The 21,736-nt window shown below is 72.2% G+C and carries 18 protein-coding genes; 8 read left to right on the top strand and 10 right to left on the bottom strand.

Annotated elements, in window-relative coordinates:
* Nucleotides 1–218: 218 nt before the first annotated feature.
* Together HCK04_RS32365 and HCK04_RS32370 are read left to right on the top strand one after the other, a co-directional pair.
* Complete coding sequence (locus HCK04_RS32365) at nt 219–962, top strand: dienelactone hydrolase family protein (protein WP_142651173.1); 744 nt, start codon at nt 219–221, stop codon at nt 960–962.
* Between the two features lie 12 nt (nt 963–974).
* The gene (locus HCK04_RS32370) at nt 975–1,274 is read left to right on the top strand and encodes a DUF6295 family protein (protein ID WP_142651174.1); all 300 of its coding nucleotides are present in this window, start codon (nt 975–977) and stop codon (nt 1,272–1,274) included.
* A 61-nt stretch (nt 1,275–1,335) separates the two neighbouring features.
* Here the strand turns inward: HCK04_RS32370 and HCK04_RS44420 are convergent, their stop codons facing one another.
* The 4 genes from HCK04_RS44420 to HCK04_RS32390 all read right to left on the bottom strand — a co-directional run bounded on the left by HCK04_RS44420 (nt 1,336) and on the right by HCK04_RS32390 (nt 7,393).
* Nucleotides 1,336–2,091: a GNAT family N-acetyltransferase gene (locus tag HCK04_RS44420; RefSeq protein ID WP_142651175.1), complete on the bottom strand. Its 756-nt coding sequence runs from the start codon at nt 2,089–2,091 to the stop codon at nt 1,336–1,338.
* Nucleotides 2,092–2,411: 320 nt separating this feature from the next.
* Entirely contained in the window at nt 2,412–4,991 is a 2,580-nt protein-coding gene (locus HCK04_RS32380; RefSeq protein ID WP_142651176.1) for an MXAN_6230/SCO0854 family RING domain-containing protein, read from the bottom strand.
* Between the two features lie 248 nt (nt 4,992–5,239).
* Nucleotides 5,240–6,622, bottom strand: coding sequence for a hypothetical protein (locus tag HCK04_RS32385; RefSeq protein WP_142651177.1), 1,383 nt, complete (start codon nt 6,620–6,622; stop codon nt 5,240–5,242).
* Between the two features lie 57 nt (nt 6,623–6,679).
* Nucleotides 6,680–7,393: a TetR/AcrR family transcriptional regulator C-terminal domain-containing protein gene (locus HCK04_RS32390; protein WP_142651178.1), complete on the bottom strand. Its 714-nt coding sequence runs from the start codon at nt 7,391–7,393 to the stop codon at nt 6,680–6,682.
* A 167-nt stretch (nt 7,394–7,560) separates the two neighbouring features.
* On the opposite strand from HCK04_RS32390, the gene HCK04_RS44425 reads away from it, so the two are divergent.
* The 5 genes from HCK04_RS44425 to HCK04_RS32415 are packed head-to-tail and all read left to right on the top strand — an operon-like array spanning nt 7,561 to nt 13,224.
* Complete coding sequence (locus HCK04_RS44425; RefSeq protein WP_142651179.1) at nt 7,561–8,646, top strand: ABC transporter ATP-binding protein; 1,086 nt, start codon at nt 7,561–7,563, stop codon at nt 8,644–8,646.
* The gene (locus HCK04_RS32400; RefSeq protein WP_205830982.1) at nt 8,643–9,665 is read left to right on the top strand and encodes an ABC transporter permease; all 1,023 of its coding nucleotides are present in this window, start codon (nt 8,643–8,645) and stop codon (nt 9,663–9,665) included. Before HCK04_RS44425 ends, HCK04_RS32400 begins: the two co-directional genes overlap by 4 nt.
* On the top strand, nt 9,662–10,456 hold the full coding sequence (locus HCK04_RS42975) for an ABC transporter permease (protein ID WP_142651180.1): 795 nt from the start codon (nt 9,662–9,664) through the stop codon (nt 10,454–10,456). Before HCK04_RS32400 ends, HCK04_RS42975 begins: the two co-directional genes overlap by 4 nt.
* A gap of 6 nt (nt 10,457–10,462) precedes the next feature.
* Nucleotides 10,463–11,587, top strand: a complete 1,125-nt coding sequence (locus HCK04_RS32410) for an extracellular solute-binding protein (protein ID WP_142651181.1) — start codon at nt 10,463–10,465, stop codon at nt 11,585–11,587.
* Nucleotides 11,588–11,601: 14 nt separating this feature from the next.
* A complete protein-coding gene (locus HCK04_RS32415; protein ID WP_142651182.1) occupies nt 11,602–13,224 on the top strand; it encodes an amidohydrolase in 1,623 nt (540 codons plus the stop codon).
* A 61-nt stretch (nt 13,225–13,285) separates the two neighbouring features.
* Here the strand turns inward: HCK04_RS32415 and HCK04_RS32420 are convergent, their stop codons facing one another.
* The 4 genes from HCK04_RS32420 to HCK04_RS32435 form a co-directional block, all read right to left on the bottom strand.
* Complete coding sequence (locus tag HCK04_RS32420) at nt 13,286–13,756, bottom strand: SPW repeat protein (RefSeq protein WP_142651183.1); 471 nt, start codon at nt 13,754–13,756, stop codon at nt 13,286–13,288.
* A gap of 125 nt (nt 13,757–13,881) precedes the next feature.
* Entirely contained in the window at nt 13,882–15,657 is a 1,776-nt protein-coding gene (locus tag HCK04_RS32425; protein WP_142651184.1) for a glycoside hydrolase family 15 protein, read from the bottom strand.
* A 55-nt stretch (nt 15,658–15,712) separates the two neighbouring features.
* Nucleotides 15,713–16,984, bottom strand: a complete 1,272-nt coding sequence (locus tag HCK04_RS32430) for a D-arabinono-1,4-lactone oxidase (RefSeq protein ID WP_142651185.1) — start codon at nt 16,982–16,984, stop codon at nt 15,713–15,715.
* 121 nt (nt 16,985–17,105) lie between these two features.
* On the bottom strand, nt 17,106–17,915 hold the full coding sequence (locus HCK04_RS32435; protein ID WP_142651186.1) for a peroxiredoxin: 810 nt from the start codon (nt 17,913–17,915) through the stop codon (nt 17,106–17,108).
* Nucleotides 17,916–18,179: 264 nt separating this feature from the next.
* On the opposite strand from HCK04_RS32435, the gene HCK04_RS32440 reads away from it, so the two are divergent.
* Nucleotides 18,180–18,815, top strand: coding sequence for a class I SAM-dependent methyltransferase (locus HCK04_RS32440; protein WP_142651187.1), 636 nt, complete (start codon nt 18,180–18,182; stop codon nt 18,813–18,815).
* 7 nt (nt 18,816–18,822) lie between these two features.
* Here the strand turns inward: HCK04_RS32440 and HCK04_RS32445 are convergent, their stop codons facing one another.
* Both HCK04_RS32445 and HCK04_RS32450 read right to left on the bottom strand, forming a co-directional pair.
* Nucleotides 18,823–20,082: an MFS transporter gene (locus tag HCK04_RS32445; RefSeq protein WP_142651188.1), complete on the bottom strand. Its 1,260-nt coding sequence runs from the start codon at nt 20,080–20,082 to the stop codon at nt 18,823–18,825.
* 373 nt (nt 20,083–20,455) lie between these two features.
* On the bottom strand, nt 20,456–21,502 hold the full coding sequence (locus HCK04_RS32450) for a LacI family DNA-binding transcriptional regulator (RefSeq protein WP_142651189.1): 1,047 nt from the start codon (nt 21,500–21,502) through the stop codon (nt 20,456–20,458).
* Nucleotides 21,503–21,736: the final 234 nt, after the last annotated feature.

Genomic DNA, 21,736 nt, shown 5'->3' on the forward strand with positions numbered 1-21,736 from the left:
GCCTCCTATACACCCGATGTCTCGGCCCGTCGAGAGTGCCACAATCGCCAGCTCTTCGTAAAGACCGGACACTCCGGGCGCGACCGCGCCGACCGGCGCGATCGCATTCATCGGACCACTCAAGGTGGCGAATTTCCTTAGCTCAGCTAACTACTAAGGTGGGGTCCCTGCACCGCCATCTCACGGCGGCGGTGTGACAAGAGGGAGAGGGAAGTCCAATGACGCACGCGATATGGGCCGGCACGGTCGCCGTGACCGGGCACGAAGGCGCGGAACTCGAAGCGTACGCGGCCCGGCCGCTCGACTCCGGTCCTCACGGCGGGGTCGTGGTGATCCACCACATGCCCGGCTATGACGAGGCCACCAAGGAGATCGTCCGGAAGTTCGCCGCGCACGGCTACGCGGCGGTCTGCCCCAACCTGTACTCCCGGGAGGGCGCGGGCGTGAGCCCGGACGACCAGGCCGCCGCGGCCCGGGCCAAGGGCGGCGTCCCGGACGAACAGCTCGTCGGCGACGTCGCGGGCGCCGCGGACTACCTCAAGGGGCTTGAGCACGCCAACGGCAAGGTCGGCGTCATCGGCTACTGCTCCGGCGGGCGGCAGACGTTCCTGGCCGCCTGCTCGCTCCAGGTCGACGCGGCCGTCGACTGCTACGGGGCCTTCGTGGTCACCCCGCCGCCCGCCGAATTCGCGCTGCAGGCCGCCCCGCTGATCTCCAAGGCCGGCGACCTGTCCTGCCCGCTGCTCGGGCTCTTCGGCGCGGACGACACGCACCCTTCGCCGGAGGAGGTCGGCGTGCTCTCCGCGGAGCTGGACAAACTCGGTAAGGAACACGAGTTCCACATCTTCCCGGATGCCGGCCACGGGTTCTTCGCCACCGACCGGTCCTCGTACCGGCCCGCCGCGGCGGTGGAGGGCTGGAAGAAGGTCTTCGGTTTCTTCGGCCGCCACCTCACCGTCTGAGGAGAACCAGAAATGTGCACCTATCTCACCGAGAAGTTCCGGATCGACGGCGCCGCCAAGGGCGGGTCGGGCTGGTTCACCGTCACCGACGGCATGGTCTACGTCGACCACCCCTACCACGCGACCCAGGAACACACGGTGAACATCGACCTCGCCAACCCGGCGGAGGGCCCGTCGGCCCGGGTGGCGATCGAGCTCACCGAGGAGGGGGCGCTGGCCCTCGTGGAGGCCATCCACAAGGCCCTGGCCGCGGCGCCGCCCGGGCTCGCGTCGGCCGCCCGCCGATCCGCCCCCGCCTCCGCTTCCGCCTGATCCCGCCCGCAGGCCGTACGGCTCCCGCCCCTCTCGGAGCGGGAGCCGCGAGCGGCGCGCGTCAGGCTTCGAGCGACATGTAGAGGCGGGTGCCGCCCGGCCGGAAGCCCACGCGTTCGTAGACCCGGCGCGATCCCTCACCGCTGTACTCCAGCCACACCGACCGTGCTCCCCTGGCGAGCATCGTCTCGGCGAGCGTGGCGGTGACCGCGCCGGCGATGCCCCGCCCGCGCCAATCGGGACGGGTGCCGACCCCGGCGAGCTCCGACGTCTCCACGGCCGGGGCGGAGCACATGGCCGCCCCGGCGCAGCCCCCGCCGGGCGCCCGGACGAACCGGACCGCGCCGCCGCTCTCCTCCGTACGGCGCAGCCGGGCCGCGCCCTCCGGCGACGCGGGGAACTCGCCGCCGAACGCCTCGGACAGGGCGGCGTCGATCGCCGTGTAGTCATCGTCCGTGGACGGCGTCTCGACCGGCAGAGCGGCCGGCGGCATAGGCATCGTCAGCGTGTCCGGAACGCAGACGAGGTATTCGTGCACCGCCTCGACCGTGAACCCGGCCTCCTGAAGAGCCGGCCGCACGTCGGGCGCGGCGTCCGGCGCGAACTCGAGACGGGGCTTGAGCCCGCGCTCTCGGAACGCGCCGATCAGCGCCGCGACATCGCGCGCACCCGGCCGGGCGCCGGGCAGGGGTGTCGCGTAGTTGATGTACGGGCTGGTGGTGCCGGGGTCCACGCCGAGAACGAAGCCGCCGATTTCGACGGCTTCGGGACGGCGGCGCAGGTTGGCCACGGCGAAATTCTGGACATCGATGCCCACGGTGATATCGACCTCACGAATGACAAGAGCGGTTCGCCCGCCGCGCGGGGCGGTGAACGCGCGCAACAGGGATGAGAAGGGTGCACAGAGCAAGGTGCACAGAGCAAGGTGCACTGAGCAAAGTGCACTGAGCACCGTCACATGGGGCCGCCGTGAGACGGAGGGCAGTGGACCGGTGACGCGGGAGGCGTGCCGGTCAGTGCCGCCGGCGGCCGCTGCGGGACGCCGAGAACATAGGCTTCGTTCCTTCTGTGAATGCGTGGTGAAGCGCGCTCACCTTCCCACGCGCGTTCCCGCAATCGCAAATCATTTGCTTCCGGTCAGGCCGGTGGCACGGGGGCGAGCATGCCGACGAGGTCGGCGGCGTCGAGCGAGCGGATCACGGCGGGGTCGAGGTGGGCGGGGTGCAGGGCGTAGACCTGCGCCCCCTCGCTCACCCGCACGTCGTCCCGCAGCACCATGGCGAGATCCGCTTCCGGCACGACGGGCCCGGCCGCCCGCCGCGCCCAGAGGCGCGCCGCGAAGGCGGCGGCGTCCTCACCGGGACGGCGCGTGTGCCGGCTCACGGAGCCGTCGCGGTGCCGTACGACGACCTCGCGGGCGCGGGCGGCGGCGTGCCAGCAGGCGACCTCCCACAGGGTGACGTGCCCGCCGAGACCATAGGCGTCCTCGGCCGCCGCGCCCAGACGGGCGAGCTGCTCTTCGTATCCGTACACGTTGTGGAACCCGTCGAACGCCGACACGTTGAGGTCCACCCAGCGCATCGTGCGCGACCAGAGGTCGGCGACGAACGGGACGAGGATCTTGGCCGGGCCGGTCAGGTCGAAGCGCTGCCGTACGGCGAGCGGGTCGAACAGGCCGTCCGGATCGTCCATGAACCCGGCGAAACCGCGGACGAGTTCGTCGAACGGCACGTCGTTGTAGCTGAACACGATGGGCACCACATATCGGCCGCCGATCGCGCGCAGCGCCGCCGTGTCGAGGTCCACGAACTCCGACGCGCCCTCCGGCTCGGGCGCCGAGGTCAGGTCGCCGGAGTGGACGGCGGCGCTCCCGCCGAGCCGCAGGCTCGTGTAGTCGCACAGCCCGGTGAACGTCCACCGCGCGTCGAACACCGCCACCGACAGGTCCAGGTCGACCCGGTGGTTCTCGGGCTGCGCCCAGTGCAGGAACAGCCGGACGCGCTCGCCGCCCGGCAAAGGACGCACGCTCCCGCGCGGCAGCCGTACCAGCGAGGCCGAGGCGGACCTCTCGGCCTGCGGCGCGAGCAGGTCGGTCAGCTCCTCGTCCAGCAGCGCGGTCTCGACGGGCGGCAGCGCGGCGGCCCGGCGCAGCATCTCCCCGGTCAGCACGTCGGACAGGGCGGCCACGGTCTCGGAGGCGAGTTCCTTGCGGACGTCGGGCTCGGTCCAGATCCGGGCCGCTCCCCCGCGCGGCAGGAACATCCGCGTGCCGCCCGGCGGCGTACGCAACTGGCCCAACGTGGCGATCAGCACGGCCGGGGAGACGTGCGGCGCGGCGGCGCGCAGGGCCTCGGCGAGATCGGCCGCGGGCACGCGGCGGGCGAGATCGGCGGTGCGCCGCAGCAGCTCCCCCGGCCGGCGCGAGAGCAGGGCGAGTGCCTCGTGGGGATCGGTCCGCAGCGCCGCCTCGAACCGTCCCGCGAAGGTGCGGGCGCGCAGCCGTACGCCGTCGAACGTCAGCAGGTCACCGTGGGGCGCCGCACGCTCCAGCAGGACGTCCGCCATCGGCGTGCCCGTGCGCAGCGGGGTGCCTCGCAGCACGGCGAACGCCAGGGCCGCGTCCGGGTGCCGCCGGTGGAACTCGTGCGGGTGCAGCACCTCTGCCATCTGCCGCCACTGCACCGGATAGCGGTGCAGGTCCTCGATCAGGTGCGGCAGCGGCTGCCGGTCCAGCACGGCGAGGAGCGCGCGGCGCACCGGCCTGGGCAGGCTCGTACGGCGCGGGAGGCGGGTGCGCAGCCCGGGATCGCCGCCCATGAGGGCGTGGAGCAGCCGCAGCACGTCGGTCGCCGTGTCGGCGTGCCGCGCGGGCAGGCCCAGGTCGCCGTGCCGTACGGCCGCGGCCAGGACGACGGCGCGGGTCTCGCGGGCGGGGATCCGCTCGGGCAGCCAGCCCGCAGAGCCGGGCCAGAAGCGATCGACGATCTCGGCGACGACCTCCTTGTCCTCCGCGCGCGGCGCCGACTGCCGCGCCAGCAGCGGCCCCAGCAGGTCGCGGGCCCGGGCGGCCGGATCGTCGCACAGCCCGAGCAGGGTCAGCGTCTCCGGCACCCGGCCGTTCCACCTGACGGCCGGGGCGTAGACGTCGTCGGCCGGGCACAGGAAGGGATCACCGGGGTCGATCCGGCGGTGGCAGATCGGGCAGGCGCTGTAGTCCGCGCCGTCCCAGCACGCGCGGCAGACCAGGTGCGCACACGGGGACACCGGGTGGACGGCGGCCATCTCCCCGCACAGCACGCACGGCTGCTCCGGCCGCTGGAGCAGCACGGAGAACACCCTGCGGACGAACAGGTCCACCGTGTCGGCGGGGACCGACTCCGGGAAGCGGCGGAACAGCGGCGCGTGCACGACGCGTCCGCCCAGCTGGGCCGACAGGGCGGAGACCAGTGCGCGGCCCGCCTGCCCCAGCTCCCCGGCGTCCAGCTCGGCCAGCCGGACCCGCAGCGGCGCGCTCAGCACGTGCCCGAGCTGGAGCAGGTCCGCCTCCAGCGCGACCACCCCGTCGGCGACGGTGGCGAGAGGCCGGCTCAGGCGGGACGAGCGCGACGAACGGCCCGAGCCCTCATGGCTCGGGACGGCTTCCCGCTCGACGGCGGAAACGAGAAGGTCGGGGGCGACCAGCCGCTGCCGCAGCAGCAGCTCCGCCAGCCGGTCCACGGGCATCCTCCCTGCGTACGAGCGATCGGACAGGCACCGGAAAGTGAGACGGGGCGGAGAACGGACGCGCTAAAGCGATTTCGAAGATCGAGAAGGAAGCACGTCCAGGAGCCGCCCCTTGGCCCGCCACCCTAATCCCCGTGTGATCCCGTGTCGTCCCTTTTTGCGCGAGCTCATTCGTCGCGCTCAGGTAGCAACGCGTCGATATCCGTCCCGGCCCGTGGCGCTCTCCAGGACGGTCGCCCGGCTCAGGATCTGGGGAGGTACTCGACGGTCCGGCGTCCGCTGCCGGGATACACCATGATCAGAAGGTGTTGAGGCGTGCCCGCTTCCCATTCCGGCTCCCTGTAGTGCACACGGACGCGGTAGCGGCCCTTGCCCCGGAAGGCGAGGTTCGGCAGGTCGCTCTCTCCGGCCATGGGGTCCATGAGTTCGATGTGACCGGTCGGGCTCTCGTAGCCGACCTCCACCACGTGGTCCCAGCCCTTCACCTCGACCGGAGGCCGCCGGCGGTACAGCTCCGCCGTCAGGCAGTTGTCGTAGTCGGAGTGGGTCCGGATGATCAGATGCCCCGGGATGGCGGCCACGAGATCGTCTGGTGCCATGGACCGCAGCAGGCCGTCGTCGAACGGGTCCTCCGTCTCGGAAGACTCGATCACCCCGTAGTCGGTGCCCATCCGTGTCCGCACCGCGCGTACCGGCCTGGTCGGCGGCCGGTGCCGGGCCGCGTCGCACACCCGCTGGTACGCCGCCTCCCGCGCATGGAATTCGGCTTCCGCGGCCGCTTTCTGTTTCCGCAGGTCCACCTCGACCGGCGGGCAGACGGCGGCGAGGAAGTACGCGTCCGAGCCGCCCGGCCGGTAGGCGTCGCACGCCGCGTGCCCGTAGGCGATCAGGTCCCGGTCGGAGACGTTCCGGAAACCGCCGCCCGCGCGTGCGCCGCAGAGGAAGGCCCGCTCGCCCGTGCCGTACGGCAGCACGTCGAACGCCTCGGACACGGGCCCCTCCACGGTGCGGAGTTCGCAGGGACGGAGGTCGATGTCGCCCGCCGCCAGGTCGGCGACCGGCAGGAACGCCACGAGTGCCAGCGCGGCCAGCGGCACGGCGCTCCGGCGCGCCCACGGCAGGCGCGTCACGGACCGCAGCAGCCGCCGGACCCTGTGCCGGGGAACGCGCACCGCGGCCAGCGCGCACAGGGCGGCCACCGCGGCGACGGCGTCCGGGACGACGAAGAGGCCGACCCCCGGAGGGCCGCCCCACCTGTCCAGACAGCCGGTGTCGTGTGCGATGTCGAGCGCGAACGCCAGCGGGGCGAGTCCGTACAGGACGAGCAGCGGCGCCACCGCGACGCGGGCCAGTACGCGCCCGGTGCGGGGACGCCCTCTCCAGGTGGCGGCCCAATGCGCGAGGAACGCGAGGACGACGCCGGGAAGCCCGGCGTACCACGCCAGCGGGAGGTACGCGCGGGCCGGCCACCACAGGTCTGTCGCGGAGTCGTAGAGATCGCGCACCGGGCAGTACCCGAACGAGAACCAGCCGAAGCCGGTGCCCGTCAGCGTCAGGTCGTAGGCCAGCCCGGCCGACGACACGACCAGAGCGGCGGTCCACCACCAACGCGATCTTCTCGGCACGACGCGACACGCTACCGCCCGCCACCGACATCCGGCGGCGGGCCGTGACGCGCCGGCTCAGCCCTGGCCGGCGGGCTCCGTGCCGACGGGCCCTGGCGTGACGGGCTCTGTGTCGGAGGGCCGTTCGGGGGCGAGCGTGCGCAGGCCGACGAGGAAGATCTCCAGCGCGGTCTCGAACTGGGGGACCGTGACGGGCGGCAGGTGGGGGGCGCACTCGGCGAGCCGCGGATAGCGCTCCCGGCTCTGCGCCGCGTAGACCAGCGGCGCCCCGGCGTCGCCCTCGCGCACCTCCGGCGGGAGCATCACGAACGACGCCTCGAAGGCCGCCCAGGCCAGGACGTGGTCGCCGAGCGCGCGCTCGTAGCGCGCGGCCTCCGGCGGTTCGAAGCCTCCCTGGCGCAGCGCGTCGAGCAGCACCTCGATGGCGTTTATCTCGGCCTCGCGCCGGGTCGACCGGCTGGCCGCCAGCACCGCGGCCTGGGGGTGGCCGGCGAAGGCCCGGTAGACGCGCATGGCCGCGTCCCGCAGCGTGTCCAGCCAGTCCTCCCCGGGGGCGAACCCGGCCAGCGCCTCCTCGTACAGCCGGTCGGCCAGCGCCCGCACGAGGTCGTCCTTGTCCCGGAAGTGCCGGTAGACCGCCGTCGCGTCCACGCCGAGACGCCGTCCGATGTTACGGAACGTCAGGGCGCCCGGGCCGCCGCTTTCGACGAGTTCGAGGCAGGCGGTGACGATCAGCTCCTGGGAGAGCGCGACGGTACGGCGTGGGGGCATGAGCACATTCTCCTCAGTGAGACGTGATCGTCGCGACACATTCTTCACAACACAAGAAGCGTTGTCATCACCGTTGACAACGCTGTTTACGTCGTGCTTCTCTTTCCCCACCCCATTGCGGCCCGCCCTCTGCCGAGGCCGCTCAGCTGCTCTTTCGGAGGTCGCCCATGACTTCAGCGGCGTCTCATGACGGGCTTCGGATCAAGGGAGTCACGCGCCGCTTCCCCGCACCGGAGGGCGGGATCGTCACGGCGCTCGACGACGTCTCCCTCGCGATCGAGCCCGCGGAGTTCTTCGTCCTGCTGGGCCCCTCGGGATGCGGCAAGACCACGCTCCTGCGTACGATCGCCGGCCTCGAGTACCCGGACGAGGGCGAGGTCTGGCTCGGCTCCGAGCGGCTGGACGTGCTTCCGCCGTACAAGCGCCGGGTCAACACCGTCTTCCAGAGTTACGCGCTGTTCCCCCACCTCACCGTGGCCGAGAACGTCTCCTTCGGCCTGGAGATGGAGGGGATGAGCCGCAAGGAGGCGGCCCCTCTCGTGGCCGAGGCGCTGGAACTGGTACGCCTGCCGGAGCACGGCAGGCGCAGGCCCGCCCAGCTGTCCGGCGGCCAGCAGCAGCGCGTCGCCCTCGCCCGGGCGCTCGCCAAGCGGCCCGAGGTGCTGCTCCTCGACGAGCCGCTCGCCGCGCTCGACCTCAAGCTGCGCCGTGGCATGCAGACGGAGCTGAAACGGATCCAGCAGACGACGGGGGTGACCTTCGTCTTCGTCACCCACGACCAGGAGGAGGCCATCTCGCTCGGCGACCGGCTCGCGGTGTTCCAGGAGGGCACCGTCGCGCAGGTCGGCACGCCGCAGGAGGTCTACGAGCGGCCGGCCAACAGGTTCGTCGCCGACTTCATCGGCGAGACCAGCTTCCTGACCGCCGAGCGCACCGACGCCGGTTTCCGGCTCAGGGGCGGGGACGTGCTCCCCGCCGACAGAGTGAGCGGCGCGGGCGACACGGGTGGCGGCGGAGGCGAGGTGACGATCGCCCTGCGTCCGGAACATCTGGTGATCGGGGGTGCGGACGCCCCGCTGCACGGCGTCGTACGCGAGTCCGTCTACGTCGGCAGCGACGTGCGCGTCGGCGCCGAACTCGGCGGCGGCGAGCAGGTCGTGGTGCGGCTGCCGGTGGGCGCCGCGTTCCCCGAACCCGGCGCACGGGTCGGCCTGGACGTGCTGCCGGGCCGCGGCTGGGCGGTGGCTTCATGACGGACCCCGTGACGCCGCTCACGCCGGGGACCGCGCAGCCCCCGGCGGACGACCCGGCGGACGGCCTGGCCGCCTCGGCCGCGCCCGGGACCGCAAGGACCCGGGCGGGGCGCGCGTCCTCCTCCTCAGGAGCCCGCCGCGTCCACCGGCCGGCCGGTCAGGGCGCCCGGTCCTCGGTGCTGCCGGGCACGCTCTTCCTGCTGGCCCTGGTCGGCGCTCCGCTGGTCATCGTCGTGGCCTACTCGTTCATGTCGCGCGGCATGTTCGGCGTCGGCGTCGCCGGGCCGTTCTCCGTCGACTCCTACGTCCGGCTGCTGTTCGACACGCAGCTCGACGGCTCGAAGATCTTCGACCCCCGCTACATCGGCGTGTTCTGGCAGTCGATCTGGCTCGCCGCGCTCACGACCGTCTGCTGCGCCGTCCTCGCCTTCCCGATGGCGGTGTGGATGGCCACCAGGTCGCCGCGCACGCGGGCGCTGCTCGTCTTCGCCGTGACGATCCCGTTCTGGACCAACACGCTCGTGCGGACGTACGCCTGGGTGCTGATCCTCAACGACAACGGGCCCGTCAGCGGCCTGCTCGGCACGCCGATCGGGCTGCTCTACACGCCGTTCGCGACCGCCGTCGGGCTGGTCTACGTGTCGCTGCCGTTCATGATCCTGCCGGTCTACTCCAGCGCGGAGAAGTTCGACTTCCGCCTGGCCGAGGCGGCCTACGACCTCGGCGCCCGGCGGCTGACCGTGCTGCGGCGGGTCGTCTACCCGGCCGTGCGGCCCGGGCTCGTCGCCGGGGTCGTGCTGGTCTTCATCCCGTCGCTCGGCGCGTTCCTCCAGCCGCAACTGCTGGGCGGCGGCAAGTCGCTGATGATCGGCAACCTCATCGAGCAGCAGTTCGGCGCCTCCCGCAACTGGCCGCTCGGCTCGGCCGTGGCGGTCGCCCTGCTGGTCCTCACCCTGCTGACCCTCATGGGGTTCGCGCTGGCGGGTCGCCGCGGCGGCCAGAAGGTGAGCCTGATGTGAACCGTACGCGACGCGTCGACCTGCGGCGCTTCCCCGCCTTCGGCACCGTCTCCGTCCTGCTGCTGGTCTTCCTCTACCTCCCCCTGCTCGTCGTCGTGGTGTACGCGTTCAACACCGGCAGGATCGCCACGATCTGGGAGGGCTTCAGCCTCCACTGGTTCGGCGACGTGGTGGCCAACGCCGACATCAGGAACGCGACGCTGACCTCGCTCCAGGTCGCCGCCGTCGCCACGGTCTGCTCGGTCGTGCTGGCCATCGGCATCGCCCTCGGCCTGGCCGCGCTGCGCCGTACGGCGCGGGGGGCGGTCATGCTGGTCGCCGGCGCGCCGCTGGTGCTGCCGGAGATCGTGCTCGCGGTCGCGACGCTGGCGATGTTCGCCTTCCTCGACGTGCCGCTGGGCATGACGACCGTGACCCTCGCGCACATCGCGTTCTGCGTGCCGTTCGCGCTGCTGCCGATCCGGGCCCGGCTGGCCGACATGGACCAGCGGGTGTTCGAGGCCGCCGCCGACCTCGGCGCCTCGCCCTGGCGGGTGTTCCGCCGGGTCACCCTCCCACTGCTGACCCCCGGCATCGTCGCCGGGGCGCTGATGGCCTTCATCGTCTCCCTCGACGACTTCCTGATCACCTTCTTCGTCGCCGGACCGGGCACCACCACGCTCCCGATCTACATCTACGGCATGCTCCGCGTCGGCATCACCCCGGCCGTCAACGCGCTGTCCACCCTGATCCTCCTCGTCTCCCTGCTCGTTCTCGCGGCGGCGTACTTCGCCGGCCGCAAGAGAGGCTGACCGCACATGGTTTCGAAGCACCGGCTCCTCCCCCTCACGGCCCTTCTCGGAGCGGGCGTGCTCGCGCTCGCCGCCTGCGGCGGCGGCTCGACCGGCGCCGCCGCCTCCGGCTCGGACTCCGGCTCCTCGGCCGGCGGCTCGGCGGCGTTCCCCGCCAAGGGGAGCGGCGAGCTGAACCTCTACAACTGGACCGACTACATCTCCCCCGACCTGCTCAAGCGCTTCGAGTCCGAGACCGGGATCAAGGTGCACCTGGACACCTTCGAGTCCAACGAGGGGCTGCTGGCCAAGCTGCAGGCCGGCGGCACCGGCTACGACGTGATCGTGCCGAGCGACTACATGGTGCAGCAGATGGTCCAGCTCGGCCTGCTGCAGGAGATCGACACCGAAACCTTCCCCAACGGCAAGAACATCCAGCCCGAGTTCAAGGACGTGTACTTCGACCAGGGGCGCAAGTTCACCGCTCCGTACATGCACGGCACCACGGGCATCGCGGTCGACGAGGCGAAGGTCGGCGGCAAGGTCACCAGCTGGGCGGAGTTCTTCAACCCGCCGGCCGGCGCGAGCGGCAACATGGGCATACTGAACGACTCCAACGAGGTGGTCGCCGCGGCGCTGCGCGCCGTCGGCGCCAAACCGTGCAGCGAGACGCCGGCCGACTACCAGAAGGTGCAGGCGCTGCTCTCCGGGGTCAAGGGCAAGCTCAAGGTGATCAGCTCCGACGGCCAGATCGACCGGATGACGTCGGGCGAGACCACGCTGGCCATGATGTGGAACGGCGCCTTCCACCGGGCCTCGGTGAAGAACAAGGGCATCACCTGGGTCTACCCCTCCGAGGGCCTGCCGCTGTGGCAGGACAACTTCGCCGTCCCCAAGGGGGCGCGCAACGTCGACAACGCCAAGATCTTCATCAACTGGATGCTCGACCCGAAGAACGCCGCCGAGGCGACCAACTTCGTGGGCTACGCCAACGCCGTGACCGGCTCGGACGCGTACATGGACAAGGACCTCGCGAAGGATCCGGCGATCACCCCGCCCGCGGACAAGGCCGCGCTCGCGCAGCCCGTGCCGCCGTGCTCCCAGACCGCCCTGGATCTTTACGACAAGGTCTGGACGGACTTCAAGAGCTGAGAGGACGACGACAGATGCACGCGGACCTGCTGTTCGTGAACGGCCACGTCTTCACCGCCGACCCCGCCGCGCCGCGAGCGCGGGCGGTGGCCGTACGGGACGGCCGTGTCGTCGCCGTCGGCGACGACCATGACGTACGCGACCTGCGCGGGCCCGGGACCGAGGTCGTGGACCTGGCGGGCCGGCTGCTCGCGCCCGGCTTCCAGGACGCGCACGCGCACCCGGTGATGGGCGGCCTGGAACGGCTGCGCTGCGACCTGTCCGGGATCTCCGACCGCCGGGGCTACCTGGACGCCGTCGCCGCCTACGCCGCCGCCCGTCCGGACGACGAGTGGATCACGGGCGGCGGCTGGTCGATGGACGCCTTCCCCGGCGGGACCCCGGTGAAGGAGGACCTCGACGCGATCGTGCCCGGCCGCCCGGTGTTCCTGCCCAACCGGGACCACCACAGCGCGTGGGTGAACTCGGCGGCGCTGCGCGTGGCCGGGATCACCCGCGACACCCCCGACCCGGCCAGCGGGCGCATCGAGCGCGACGCGGACGGCGAGCCGACCGGCACCCTGCACGAGGGCGCGATGGCGCTGGTGGAGCCGCACCTGCCGGAGACCTCGCACGAGGACTACGTGGAGGCCCTGCTCGTCGCCCAGGCGCACCTGCACTCGCTGGGCATCACGGCGTGGCAGGACGCGATCCTCGGCGACTACGCCGGGCACCGCGACGTCACCCCCGTCTACCTCGACGTGGCCGGATCCGGGCGGCTCACCGCCCGGGTGCGGGGCGCGCTGTGGTGGGATCGCGAGCGCGGCGCCGAGCAGATCCCCGACCTGGTCGGCCGCCGGACCGCCGAGGGTGGTTTCGCCGCCGCGAGCGTCAAGATCATGCTGGACGGCGTCGCGGAGAACTTCACGGCCGCCATGCACGAGCCGTACCTCGACGGGTGCGGCTGCGTCACGGGCAACCGCGGGATCGGCTTCGTGGACTACGCCGAACTCCCCCGCTACGTGACGATGCTGGACGCGGAGGGCTTCCAGGTCCACTTCCACGCCATCGGCGACCGGGCGGTCACCGCCGCGCTCGACGCGGTCGCCGCCGCGCGCGCCGCCAACGGCCCGTCGGGCAACCGCCACCACGTCGCCCACATCCAGGTCGTCCGGCCGCAGGACGTGCCCCGGTTCGCCGAGGAGGGCGTCACCGCCAACATGCAGCCGTTCTGGGCCTGCCACGAGCCGCAGATGGACGAGCTGACCATTCCCTACCTGGGCGAGGAGCGGGCGGCGTGGCAGTACCCGTTCGGCGCCCTGCATCAGGCCGGCGCGCCGCTCGCCATGGGCAGCGACTGGCCGGTGAGCAGCCCCGACCCGATCTGGGGCATCCACGTGGCCGTCAACCGGGCCAGGGAGAGCGGCACCACGCCCTTCCTCCCGGGTCAGGCGCTCGACCTGGCGACCGCGCTCACCGCCTACACCGCGGGCTCGGCCCGGGTGAACCACCTCGACGAGACCGGGACAATCGCCCCGGGCATGCTCGCCGACCTGGTCGTCCTGGACCGCGACCCGTTCGCGGCGCCCGTGGAGGAGATCGCGGCGGCCCGCGCGGCGCTCACGTACGTCGCGGGACGGCAGGTGTACGCCGCCTGACCTCCGTCGGCGCGGGCTGTGCCGTACGCCGTTCCCGGCACAGCCCGCGCAGGCGCGGCGGCTACCACTGACCGCCCGGTGTGCCTGCCTCCCGTCGCGTGCCTCCCTGCTCGTGCTGCCGGTAGTTGGCGGCGAACGCCAGCGCGCCGAGGCCGAACAGGAAGATGATCGCCCCGGTGACCACGTTGTCCCAGATCGTCGCCGTGGTCGCCGGCCGGCCGCTGATCACCCACGGAGCGATGATCGTCCAGACGCCGAGCACCGGCACCACCCAGCTCATGCCGTACGTGCGGCCGAAGGCGGACGCGCAGCCCATCGCGAGCGCGGCGACCGTCAGCCCGACGATCAGGTTGTTGATCGCCAGACCGCCGAAACCGCTGAATCCCACGATCCACGGCGAGATGGCAAGGTAGAGCCCGGCGAGGAACGTCACTCCATCCATGACCTGAGCCGGAACGGTCGATCCCGCGCGGTCGTACGTCTCGCGCAGTTCCGTCACGTCCGGGCGGTGTGCCAGACCTGGTCGCACCATGTCGCGTCACCTCTTCTCCCAGACGGGCCGGGCCGATGACCCGGACCCCTCGCTTGCATCATGCAACGCCGCAGGTGGTGAAGGGGAGGTCACGAGATGCGCAGGAAACAGATGGACGACATCTGTCACTCCGATGTCCCCGCGCCGGCCAGCGCCCGGGCCGTGTTCACGATGGAGACGTGGCTGTACGCCTGGGGGAAGTTGCCGGTGAGACGTCCCTCGCGTACGTCGTATTCCTCCGACAGCAGGCCGACGTCGTTGCGCAGGGACAGCAGGCGCTCGAACAGGCGCCGCGACCGTTCGCGGCGGCCGATCAGGGCGAGCGCGTGGGCGAGCCAGAAGGAGCAGGCGATGAAGACGCCCTCCCCGCCCGGCAGGCCGTCCACGTCGTCGGCCTCGGGCCGGTAGCGCAGGACGAGCCCGTCCTCCGTCAGCTCTCGGCACACGGCGTCGACGGTGCCCGCCACACGTGGGTCGTCCAGGGGCAGGAAGCCGAGCCGGGGAATGAGCAGCAGCGCGGCGTCGAGCCCCTTCGACCCGTAGAACTGGGTGAAGGTGTTGCGGCAGGCGTCGTAGCCGTGCGCGCACACGTCCCGGTGGATCTCCTCACGCAGGGCGCGCCACCGGCGGACGGGACCGTCGAGGCCCTGCGCCTCGACCGAGCGGACCATGCGGTCGGCCGCCACCCAGGCGAAGACCTTGGAATGGACGAAGTCGCGGCGCGGGCCGCGCACCTCCCACAGCCCGTTGTCGGGCTCCCGCCACGCCCCCTCCAGATACTCCATGAGCCCGCGCTGCAGGTCCCAGACATCCTCGTCCGGCCGCAGGCCCGCCTGTCTGGCCTGGTAAAGGCACTCGATCACCTCGCCGTACACGTCGAGCTGGAACTGCCCCGAGGCGGCGTTGCCGATCCGCACCGGCCGCGATCCCTCGTATCCCTGCAGCCAGTCGGCGGTCCACTCGGGCATGTGCCTGCTGCCGTCGAGCGTGTACATGATCTGCAGGTCGGCGGGGTCCCCGGCGACGGCCCGCAGCAGCCAGTCGCGCCAGGCCGTCGCCTCGTCCGCGTACCCCGCGCCGATCAGCGCCCGCAGCGTGAACGACGCGTCCCGCAGCCAGCTGTAGCGGTAGTCCCAGTTGCGCGGGCCGCCGATCCGCTCCGGCAGCGAGGTCGTGGCCGCCGCGACGACGCCGCCCGTGGGGGCGTACGTGAGGGCCTTGAGCGCGAGGAGGCTGCTGCCCACGGCCTCGCCGTACTCCCCGTGATAGCGGCACCGGCCGAGCCACCGCCTCCACCGCCGGTCGGTGGCGGCCAGCTCCTCGTCCGCGTCCAGCCGCCGCGGCCGGCCCTGCCACGACTGCTGCCAGGTGAGCACGAACGGCACCCGGTCGCCCGCCGACACGGCGAAGGAGGCGGTCGTCCCCCGGAGACGGGAGTCGTGGGCGAGCTCGACGGGCGACTGGAGCCAGGCGGCGTTGGCGCCGGCGACGACGGCCAGCTCCCCCTCGCGGTGCCGCACCCAGGGGATCACCGCGCCGTATTCGAAGCGCAGCAGCAGCTCCGTGCGCATGTCCACCCGGCCCCGCACGCCCTCCACGATCCGTACGAGGTCGGGCGCCTCCCCGCGCGGCGGCATGAAGTCGAGGACCCGCACGCACCCGCCGGGCCTGTCCCAGGTCGTCTCCAGGACCAGCGTGCCGTCGCGGTAGCGGCGGCGGGTGCACGTTCCCCCGCCCACCGGGGCCAGCAGCCAGCGGCCCGCCGCGCGGCCGCCCAGGAGCGCCGCGAAGCAGGCTCCGGAGTCGAAGCGCGGCAGGCACAGCCAGTCCACGGAGCCGTCGCGGCCGACCAGGGCGGCCGTGTGCATGTCGCCGATGAGCGCGTAGTCCTCGATGCGCATCGTTGTCCCCCGTGATCCCCGGACGTACCCGGTCACGAGGGGACGAACCGGTCGGCTAGCGGACGTACCGCTCGACGAACTCGTTGGCGAAGACGCCGCGCGGGTCGTAGTGCCGCGCCAGCGCCGCGAACTCGTCCAGGCGCTCGTAGCGGGTGCGCAGGACGTCCGCGGGGAGGGTGAACAGCTTCCCCCAGTGAGGCCGCGCGCCGAACGGCGCCAGGCGCTCCTCGATCGCGGTGAGCACGGGCGTCACGGCGGCGGGGTCCTTGATCCACGTGAAGTGGAAGGCCACGGTGTCGCGGCCCTGGCTCGGGCTCAGCCACAGGTCGTCGCCGGCGATCGTGCGGATCTCGGAGATCTGCAGGACCGGCGCGATGCGGTCGCGGATCGCGTCGAGGGCGCGGAAGGCCGCCGACGCGTGCTGCCGGGGCACCATGTACTCCGACTGGAGCTCCTCGCCGCTGCTGGGCGTGAAGTCGGGCCGGAAGTGCGGCAGGCGCTCGAACCAGGGGCCGGGGACGCCCAGCTGGGCCGTGCAGTGCACCGCCGACACGCCGGGCACGGGGTGCCGCGGGCCGTCGGCGGGCGCCGCCCCGAAGAAGCCGCCGCCCGGCTCGTGAAAGCCCTCGGCGGCGTCCGCGCCGACTCGTTCCTTGACCCAGGCCTGGTTGATCCGCGAGGTCCGCCAGTCGGTGAACAGGCTGACGCTGTACGCGGCGGACATGACGGCGTCGAACCGGTCGTCCAGCACCTCGGCCGGCAGTCCCTCGAACACCCGCTGGCGGACGTCGAACGACGGCACGACGTCGAGCGTCATGGCCACGACGACGCCGAGGGCGCCCAGGGCGACGACGGCCCCGGCGAACCGGTCGCCGTCCGCGTCGCGGCTCAGCGTGACGAGCTCGCCCTCCGCGGTCACCATCTCGATCGCTCGTACGGAGGTGGCCAGGCCGCCGTTGGCGTCGCCCGAGCCGTGGGTGCCGGTCGCGCAGGAGCCCGCGACCGAGATGTGCGGCAGCGACGCGAGGTTGGGCAGGGCGTAGCCCTTCTCGTGCAGACGGCGGCCCAGCTCGGCGTACCGGACGTTCGCGGCGACCCGCACCGTGGACGACCCGCCGTCGATCTCGATCTCCGGTGGCAGCGCGTCGAGCGAGATCAGCGCGCCCGGGGAGTCGGCGATGTGGTTGAAGGAGTGTCCGCTGCCCAGCACGCGGGCCTTCTCGCTGCGCGCCACCAGGGCGCGCAGTTCCTCGACTGAGGAGGGCCGCTCGACCTCAGCGGCCCGGAAGGTGATGTTGCCCGCCCAGTTTGTCACCAATTGAGTCACAAGGGAGTTCTACCGGAACATCACGCTCAGGCGCTCCCCCGCGTGCGGTTCACCTTCCCGGCGACGGGCCGGCGCCTCCGCCCCTGCGCCTCCGCCCTGCGCCTCCTCCCTGCGCCTGCGGTCAGGCGCCGCGGCCGGGGACGCTGGCGAGGTACCAGTCGACGATCTTGAGCCGCTCGTCGGCCAGTCTGGCCTCCACCTCGGCCTGGGTCTTCGGCGCGCCCAGCAGCACGTCGTCGCCCGGACGCCAGTTGGCCGGGCAGGAGACGCCGTCGCGGTCGGACGTCTGCAGCGCGTCCACGAGCCTGAGGATCTCGGGGATCATCCGCCCCGCGTTCATCGGGTAGTAGAGGATCGCGCGGACGACCGACTGCGGGTCGATCACGAACACCGCGCGGACCGCCGCCGTCGTCGACATGTTCGGGTGGAGCATGCCGTACGCCCGGGACACCCGCGTGTCGAGGTCGGCGATGACCGGGAAGGGGATCTTCACGCCGAACTTCTCCTCGATCGCCCGCGTCCAGGCGAGGTGGCTGTACACGGAGTCGACGGAGTTGGCGAGCAGGGCGACGTCGCGGGCGGCGAACGCGTCGGCCAGCTCGGCGAACGCGACGAACTCGGTGGTGCACACCGGGGTGAAGTCGGCCGGATGGCTGAACAGCACCAGCCACCGCCCGGCGTAGTCGGCGAGCCGGACCGGCCCGTGGGTGCTCTCGGCCTCGAAGTCCGGCGCCCTGTCGCCGATGAGCGGCAGCCGGGCGGGCTCCGCCCCGGGTCCCGCCGAGGGCGCGGCCGAGGGTCCCGCCGAGGGCGCGGCCGAGGGTCCCGCCGAGGGTGCCGCCGAGGGTGCCGCCGAGGGTGCCGCCGAGGGTGCCGCCGAGGGTGCCGACGGTGTCGCCGCGGGCACCGCAGAGGTCACGGCAGAAGTCATGGTCGCTTCCTTTCCGCGTCACGCCGCCAGGAGCGGGGCCGCCGCGAAATGCCGCCGCGTATGGCCCACGGCGGGCGGTCGGCGCTCTCCTCGTGGCCCGGCGCGTCCTCCAGCTCGTCGTCAACCGCATCGTCAACCACGTCGTCCATGGGTGCCCGTACCCGCGGAGACCAGCCGCGACCACGACCGTTTCACCCCGATTCGGTAATGCCGCGGGCCACGAGGTCCGGGCGGGAATGAACGAGGAACGAACAGGGGGACGCCATGCCGACGACCGAGGTCAGCCATCCGCTCTTCGCCCGCTTCTACACGTGGTTCAGCCATGTGCTCGACCGGCAGGGCATGATCGGGCAGCGCGCGGCGCTGGTGTCGGGGCTGTCGGGCCGGGTGATCGAGGTCGGCGCGGGCAACGGGCTCAACTTCGTCCACTATCCGCCGTCCGTCGCCGGTGTGCTGGCCGTCGAGCCCGAGCCGCGGCTGCGGGCGGCCGCCCGTCAGGCGGCCCGTGACGCGCCGGCGCGGATCGAGCTGGTCAGCGGCCTGGCCGACCGGCTCCCGGCCGCCGACGGGGAGTTCGACGCGGCGGTGGTGTCGTTCGTGCTGTGCTCGCTGCCCGACCCCGTCGCCGGACTGCGGGAGATCCGCCGCGTGCTGGCCCCCGGCGGGCGGCTGCGGTTCCTCGAACACGTCCGCGCCTGGTCCACGGGCTGGGCCAGGACGCAGGACCTGCTGGACGCGACCGTGTGGCCGCGCCTGACCGGCGGCTGCCACACGGGCCGCGACAGCGTGACGGCCGTCGAGGCGGCGGGCTTCACCGTGGGGTCGCTGGAGCGCTTCGTCTTCCCCGGCCGCGCCTGCAGCCCCATCTCCTTCTGCGTACGCGGCGAGGCCCGGCCCTGACTCGGGCTCAGGCCGTGTCCGGGCGGCTCGCCATGGCGTCGTACCGGCGGAAGGCGGCCACGCCGAACCCGGTCACCAGGACCAGCAGGGCGCACACGAGGCCGCCGCCCGCCCACGAGGGCACCAGCCCGAAGGCGTCGGCGGTGGCGCCCGCCCGCAGGTCACCGAGCCGGGGCCCGCCCGCGACGACGACCATGAACACCCCCTGCAGGCGTCCCCGCATCTCGTCGGGCGCGTAGGTCTGCAGGATCGTCTGCCGCCAGACGGCGGAGGCGAGGTCGGTCGCCCCGCCGATCGCCAGCAGCGCCACGACCAGCCACAACGGCTGGGCCAGCGCCGCGGCGGCCACCGTCACGCCCCACAGGGCGATCACGAGCGTGAGCGCCACCCCCTGGCGGCGTACGCGGCCGACCCAGCCGGAGAAGACGCCGGCGACGACCGCCCCGATGGCGATGCTCGCCGACAGCCAGCCGAACGCCACCGCGGACCCGCCGAAGCGCTCGGCCGCCATCTCCGGGAACAGCGCCCTCGGCATCGCGAACGCCATCGCGATGATGTCCACCACGAACGACATGAACACGACGGGCTTGCTCACCACGTATTTGAGCCCGTCGACCACCGAGCGCAGGCCCGGCCGGGAGATCTCACCGACGGGTGTCAGCGTCGGCAGCCGTACGGCCGCGTAGAAGCCGGCGCCGAACAGGATCGCGTCGATGAGGTACGCGGCGGCGTAGCCGCCCTTGGCGAGCACCACCCCGGCCAGCAGCGGCCCGACCACCGTGCCGATGCTGCTGACCAGGAAGTTGAGGGTGTTGGCCGCGGGAACCCGCTCGGTGGGCACGATGCGGGGGATGATCGCCCCGCGCGTGGCCGAGGTGACGGCGAAGCCGACCGACTGCAGGGCGATGACGGCGAGGATGAGATAGACGCTGCCGATTCCCGACCAGGCGTGCAGCAGCAGGGCGACGGTGGACAGCCAGGCCACCACCGAGCCGGCCAGCAGGAGCCGGCGGCGGTCCATCGCGTCGGCGACCGCGCCGCCCCACAGGCCGAAGACGACGAGCGGCACGAGGCTCACCGGCCCGAGCAGGCCGACCCACAGGGACGACCCCGTGATGCTGTACACCTGCCCGCTCACGGCCACCGAGGTGAGCTGGAACCCGATGAAGGAGACGCCCTGCCCCACCAGCAGCCGCCGGTACGCGGCGATGCTCAGGGGCCTTGTGTCGAGGGCGACACGCTTCAGAACTGCTTGTACCCCCGCCACCCTCTACCTCGCCGATCTGGGCATATGCAACATTTTGGGTACTTTACCCTGATCACTTACCGTGACCATGACCGGAGTCCAGGAAAGGAGCAGGCCGGAAACCTCCCGTGCCTGGGTCGCCTCCGGCAGCGGAACGAGCGACGTGACGTTCGCCGAACATGCCGATCCCCCAAAAGATTTCGGTAAAATTCCGAATGTTTCTGCCCCGAAGGGGCCCCTCGGTCCGAACGGCCCACCCGGTGACGCGCTCCGCGCGACGCCCGTGCAGGACGGCGAACCCGGCCGGCGTGACCGCCCCCGCGCGCCACGTCCCGGCAAAGGAACGCCAACGCCGAAATTTCTGTCTGTGTTCCGAAACTTCAGGTGACGAATGTCACGCCACGAGCGGAGCGGTGCTGCCGCGTACGACGAGGCCGGTGGTGAGCTCGATGCGGTTCTGCACCGGAGACTCCCCCCGGGCGATGGCGACGACCATGGCCGTGGCGGCGGCGGCCATCTCGGCCAGCGGCTGGCGCACCGTGGTCAGCGCGGGGATGAGCCACTGCGCCATCGGCAGGTCGTCGAAGCCGACCACGCTCAGCTCGTCGGGGATGCGCAGGCCCATCTCGTGGGCCGCCTGGTAGACGCCCATGGCCTGCGCGTCGTTGAAGGCGAAAACGGCGGTCGGGGGCCGAGGCATCGCGAGCAGGGAGCGGGCGTGCGCCAGGCCGTCCTCGGCGCTGAAGTCGCCCTGCCTGACGAGCTGCGGGTCCGTCGGCACGCCGGCGGCGTCCATGGCGGCGCGGAACCCGTCGAGCCGGGCGCGGCTGGAGAGAGCGTGGGCGGGGCCGGTGATGAGCCCGATACGCCGATGTCCCAGCTCGAGCAGGTGACGCGCGGCCGACAGGCCGCCGCTCCAGTTGCCCGCGCCGACCGAGGGCAGCTCGTGCCCGGGGTCGCCGGTGGGATCGACCAGCACCACGGGGATGTCGCGGGTTTTGAACTGCTCGTGCTGGGCCTTGGTGAGGCCGGAGAAGACCACGATCACGCCGTGGGGACGGCGGCCGATCACCCCTTCGATCCAGCCCGTGGCGGGAGGGTGGTGGTCCTCCTGCAGCGAGGACACGACCACCGCGAGGCCGTGCTCGCGCGCCACGTGCTCGACCCCCTTGATGACCTCCATCGCGTACGCGCCCTCCAGCTCGTTGAAGACCAGCTCGATGAGCGGAGCGGCGGTGGGGCGTTTCTTCTGCCGGCGGTAGCCGTGCTCGCGGATCAGGTCCTCGACCAGGGCGCGGGTCTCGGGGGCGACCTCCGACCTGCCGTTGACGACTTTGGAGACGGTCGCGGGCGACACCCCAGCCAGCTCGGCGATCTGGGCGATGGTCAGCGGCCGGGAGGGGGTGCGGTCGGGGGGTGTCGGCTCCCTGGTCGTCGTCATGGCCGCAGTGTAGCCCGAACTTTCGGACATTCGGCCGAATGTTTCGGATGTCTCATTGCCGGATCCTTGACGGCTTCCGGAGCACCGGCCTAGAGTCCACATAAACTATCGGTCCTGATTCGGAAACTTTCGGACCGCAGTCAGACGACAGCTCGGATCAGACGACAGCTCGGATCAGCAGGGGGCGCTCGATGCGGTTGCTCGCGTACCGACGTCTGCCTCCGCTGCGACGCG

It is taken from the genome of Microbispora sp. CL1-1 (assembly GCF_012034195.1).
In the GTDB taxonomy this organism is placed as follows: domain Bacteria; phylum Actinomycetota; class Actinomycetes; order Streptosporangiales; family Streptosporangiaceae; genus Microbispora.